Source organism: Arthrobacter sp. BL-252-APC-1A (genome assembly GCF_009696625.1).
Lineage (GTDB): Bacteria > Actinomycetota > Actinomycetes > Actinomycetales > Micrococcaceae > Arthrobacter_B.
On sequence record NZ_VULS01000023.1, the window covers coordinates 1 to 5,531 of the forward strand.

2 rRNA genes are annotated in these 5,531 nt (G+C 55.2%); both read left to right on the forward strand.

Annotated features, from left to right (window positions below):
* Positions 1-188 precede the first annotated feature (188 nt).
* Positions 189-1,718 (forward strand): 16S ribosomal RNA (locus FYJ28_RS16970).
* Positions 1,719-2,187: 469 nt separating this feature from the next.
* Positions 2,188-5,324 (forward strand): 23S ribosomal RNA (locus FYJ28_RS16975).
* Together the 16S and 23S rRNA genes form the textbook arrangement of a ribosomal RNA operon.
* Positions 5,325-5,531: the final 207 nt, after the last annotated feature.

Below are 5,531 nucleotides of genomic sequence, written 5' to 3' on the forward strand. Positions count from 1 at the left end.
GCCGGATGTGCCTGTTGTTTGAGAACTCAATAGTGTGCCAAGTTTATTGATACCGATTATTTATTGATTGGTTGAATTGGCTGTCCTGCCCACCCCGTGGGTGTGGATGGTTTTTTTAGCTGGTTTCGAATTTAGTGCATGACTGTGCAGCCAATTTTCCTTGGCTCCGGTTGTGTGTCTGTAACACATTTACGGAGAGTTTGATCCTGGCTCAGGATGAACGCTGGCGGCGTGCTTAACACATGCAAGTCGAACGATGACTTCTGTGCTTGCACAGAATGATTAGTGGCGAACGGGTGAGTAACACGTGAGTAACCTGCCCTTGACTTCGGGATAAGCCTGGGAAACCGGGTCTAATACCGGATACGACCTCCTGGCGCATGCCATGGGGGTGGAAAGCTTTATTGCGGTTTTGGATGGACTCGCGGCCTATCAGCTTGTTGGTTGGGGTAATGGCCCACCAAGGCGACGACGGGTAGCCGGCCTGAGAGGGTGACCGGCCACACTGGGACTGAGACACGGCCCAGACTCCTACGGGAGGCAGCAGTGGGGAATATTGCACAATGGGCGAAAGCCTGATGCAGCGACGCCGCGTGAGGGATGACGGCCTTCGGGTTGTAAACCTCTTTCAGCAGGGAAGAAGCGAAAGTGACGGTACCTGCAGAAGAAGCGCCGGCTAACTACGTGCCAGCAGCCGCGGTAATACGTAGGGCGCAAGCGTTATCCGGAATTATTGGGCGTAAAGAGCTCGTAGGCGGTTTGTCGCGTCTGCTGTGAAAGCCCGGGGCTCAACCCCGGGTCTGCAGTGGGTACGGGCAGACTAGAGTGATGTAGGGGAGACTGGAATTCCTGGTGTAGCGGTGAAATGCGCAGATATCAGGAGGAACACCGATGGCGAAGGCAGGTCTCTGGGCATTAACTGACGCTGAGGAGCGAAAGCATGGGGAGCGAACAGGATTAGATACCCTGGTAGTCCATGCCGTAAACGTTGGGCACTAGGTGTGGGGGACATTCCACGTTTTCCGCGCCGTAGCTAACGCATTAAGTGCCCCGCCTGGGGAGTACGGCCGCAAGGCTAAAACTCAAAGGAATTGACGGGGGCCCGCACAAGCGGCGGAGCATGCGGATTAATTCGATGCAACGCGAAGAACCTTACCAAGGCTTGACATGAACCGGAAAGGCCTGGAAACAGGTCCCCCACTTGTGGCCGGTTTACAGGTGGTGCATGGTTGTCGTCAGCTCGTGTCGTGAGATGTTGGGTTAAGTCCCGCAACGAGCGCAACCCTCGTTCTATGTTGCCAGCGGGTTATGCCGGGGACTCATAGGAGACTGCCGGGGTCAACTCGGAGGAAGGTGGGGACGACGTCAAATCATCATGCCCCTTATGTCTTGGGCTTCACGCATGCTACAATGGCCGGTACAAAGGGTTGCGATACTGTGAGGTGGAGCTAATCCCAAAAAGCCGGTCTCAGTTCGGATTGAGGTCTGCAACTCGACCTCATGAAGTTGGAGTCGCTAGTAATCGCAGATCAGCAACGCTGCGGTGAATACGTTCCCGGGCCTTGTACACACCGCCCGTCAAGTCACGAAAGTTGGTAACACCCGAAGCCGGTGGCCTAACCCCTTGTGGGAGGGAGCCGTCGAAGGTGGGACCGGCGATTGGGACTAAGTCGTAACAAGGTAGCCGTACCGGAAGGTGCGGCTGGATCACCTCCTTTCTAAGGAGCACCTGAAACTGGTTGTGTTCTTCCACAGTGTTGGATGCACGGTTTCCAGGAGTTATGCCCGTTTCGAAGGCGTTTGTTCTTCGGCGGGTGCTCATGGGTGGAATATCAATGAACAGGTTCTTCCGGGTTTCTTCCGGATCGGTGAGTACGCCCCCCTGGGGGTTGGAAAGCGGGTTCGGGGTCATGGTCCGGGGGTTATCGTTTGGCACACTGTTGGGTCCTGAGGCAACAGGATCTGTTGTTTCTGGTTTTTCCTGCGCATGCCGGAGGCCGGCTGGTGGTTCCCCTTGCGGGGTGCCTGGTCTGGTGGATGGGTGTGACGGGGTTGTTGTTTGAGAACTACATAGTGGACGCGAGCATCTTAAAAATTATTAAGTGCAATTTCAGATAAACCTGGTGACCGGTCTTGTACTGGTTTTCCATGGTTTTCTCGATAGCGATATTAATTGTTGATCTTTGTGGTCAAGTTTTTAAGGGCACACGGTGGATGCCTTGGCATCAGGAGCCGAAGAAGGACGTAGGAATCTGCGATAAGCCTGGGGGAGTTGATAACCGAGCGTTGATCCCAGGATGTCCGAATGGGGAAACCCCGCCCGGCGCGCGAGTGACCGGGTGACCCGCATCTGAACACATAGGGTGCGTGGAGGGAACGCGGGGAAGTGAAACATCTCAGTACCCGCAGGAAGAGAAAACAACAGTGATTCCGTTAGTAGTGGCGAGCGAACGCGGAAGAGGCTAAACCAGTGGTGTGTGATAGCCGGCGGGCGTTGCATCACTGGGGTTGCGGGACTTTCCGTATCAGTTCTGCCGGACTGGTGAAGTGAGTGCAGGTGCATAGGTGAACTGGTTTGAAAGCCAGGCCGTAGAGGGTGTTAGCCCCGTAACCGGAATGTATGCTGCCGCTTGGAGAGGATCCCAAGTAGCACGGGGCCCGAGAAATCCCGTGCGAATCTGCCAGGACCACCTGGTAAGCCTAAATACTCCCTGATGACCGATAGCGGACAAGTACCGTGAGGGAAAGGTGAAAAGTACCCCGGGAGGGGAGTGAAATAGTACCTGAAACCGTGTGCCTACAAACCGTTGGAGCAGCTCTGATTGCTGTGACAGCGTGCCTTTTGAAGAATGAGCCTGCGAGTTAGTGTTACGTCGCGAGGTTAACCCGTGTGGGGAAGCCGTAGCGAAAGCGAGTCTGAACAGGGCGAGTGAGTGGCGTGATCTAGACCCGAAGCGGAGTGATCTACCCATGGCCAGGTTGAAGCGACGGTAAGACGTCGTGGAGGACCGAACCCACTTCAGTTGAAAATGGAGGGGATGAGCTGTGGGTAGGGGTGAAAGGCCAATCAAACTCCGTGATAGCTGGTTCTCCCCGAAATGCATTTAGGTGCAGCGTTGCGTGTTTCTTGCCGGAGGTAGAGCTACTGGATGGCCGATGGGCCCTACAAGGTTACTGACGTCAGCCAAACTCCGAATGCCGGTAAGTGAGAGCGCAGCAGTGAGACTGTGGGGGATAAGCTTCATAGTCGAGAGGGAAACAGCCCAGACCACCAACTAAGGCCCCTAAGCGTGTGCTAAGTGGGAAAGGATGTGGAGTTGCCCAGACAACCAGGAGGTTGGCTTAGAAGCAGCCATCCTTGAAAGAGTGCGTAATAGCTCACTGGTCAAGTGATTCCGCGCCGACAATGTAGCGGGGCTCAAGTACACCGCCGAAGTTGTGGCATTCAGATTTTTGGTAAGCCTTCGTGGTTCAGCCGTCTGGATGGGTAGGGGAGCGTCGTGTGGGCAGTGAAGCTGCGGTGTAAACCAGTGGTGGAGCCTACACGAGTGAGAATGCAGGCATGAGTAGCGAAAGACGGGTGAGAAACCCGTCCGCCGAATGATCAAGGGTTCCAGGGTCAAGCTAATCTGCCCTGGGTAAGTCGGGACCTAAGGCGAGGCCGACAGGCGTAGTCGATGGACAACGGGTTGATATTCCCGTACCGGCGAAGAACCGCCCATACTGAACGGGGGAAACTAACCGCCCGAAACCTGCCCGTGCACCCTTGTGGTGTTCCGGGTTTTGGTGGAGCGCGGGACCGTATCCCGGGAGGTAAGCGTATTAACAGGTGTGACGCAGGAAGGTAGCCGGGCCAGGCGATGGTTGTCCTGGTCTAAGGATGTAGGGTCAGTGATAGGCAAATCCGTCACTGTGTCTTTGATGACGAACCTGAGATCTGATGGGACCCCCGAACGGGGGAATCCGGTGATCCTATGCTGCCTAGAAAAGCATCGGCGCGAGGTTCCAGCCGCCCGTACCCCAAACCGACACAGGTGATCAGGTAGAGAATACCAAGGCGATCGAGAGAATTATGGTTAAGGAACTCGGCAAAATGCCCCCGTAACTTCGGGAGAAGGGGGGCCTGCCCCGTGATGGAAACTTGCTTTCCGGAGCGGGTGTGGGCCGCAGAGACCAGGGGGAAGCGACTGTTTACTAAAAACACAGGTCCGTGCGAAGTCGCAAGACGATGTATACGGACTGACTCCTGCCCGGTGCTGGAAGGTTAAGAGGACCGGTTAGCCCTTACGGGCGAAGCTGGGAATTTAAGCCCCAGTAAACGGCGGTGGTAACTATAACCATCCTAAGGTAGCGAAATTCCTTGTCGGGTAAGTTCCGACCTGCACGAATGGAGTAACGACTTCCCCGCTGTCTCAACCATAAACTCGGCGAAATTGCAGTACGAGTAAAGATGCTCGTTACGCGCAGCAGGACGGAAAGACCCCGAGACCTTTACTATAGTTTGGTATTGGTGTTCGGTGTGGCTTGTGTAGGATAGGTGGGAGACTGTGAGACCCGGACGCCAGTTCGGGTGGAGTCATCGTTGAAATACCACTCTGGTCATACTGGATATCTAACTTCGGCCCGTAATCCGGGTCAGGGACAGTGCCTGATGGGTAGTTTAACTGGGGCGGTTGCCTCCTAAAGAGTAACGGAGGCGCCCAAAGGTTCCCTCAGCCTGGTTGGCAATCAGGTGTCGAGTGTAAGTGCACAAGGGAGCTTGACTGTGAGAGAGACATCTCAAGCAGGGACGAAAGTCGGGACTAGTGATCCGGCGGTACATTGTGGAATGGCCGTCGCTCAACGGATAAAAGGTACCTCGGGGATAACAGGCTGATCTTGCCCAAGAGTCCATATCGACGGCATGGTTTGGCACCTCGATGTCGGCTCGTCGCATCCTGGGGCTGGAGTAGGTCCCAAGGGTTGGGCTGTTCGCCCATTAAAGCGGTACGCGAGCTGGGTTTAGAACGTCGTGAGACAGTTCGGTCCCTATCCGCTGCGCGCGCAGGAAATTTGAGAAGGGCTGTCCTTAGTACGAGAGGACCGGGACGGACGAACCTCTGGTGTGTCAGTTGTACTGCCAAGTGCATCGCTGATTAGCTACGTTCGGATGGGATAACCGCTGAAAGCATCTAAGCGGGAAGCCTGCTTCAAGATGAGATTTCCATGCACCTTGTGTGTGAGAGGCCCCCAGCCAGACCACTGGGTTGATAGGCCGGATGTGGAAGCGGGGACTAAAGACCCGTGAAGCTGACCGGTACTAATAGGCCGATAACTTACACCACACATATCCTGGGCAGAACACGACTTCAAACGGTTCCGCCAAAGAAGGGGTATGAAGATCATGCTGCTTGCGTCCACTATGTGGTTCCCAACCAACAACCCGCGTCGTTGTTGAGTCAGGGAACACCACAATTGAATACACGCCACCACCCTCATACCAGGGGACCGGTGGCGTCCGGTACCACGTACCCCACAATTTTACCCACCCC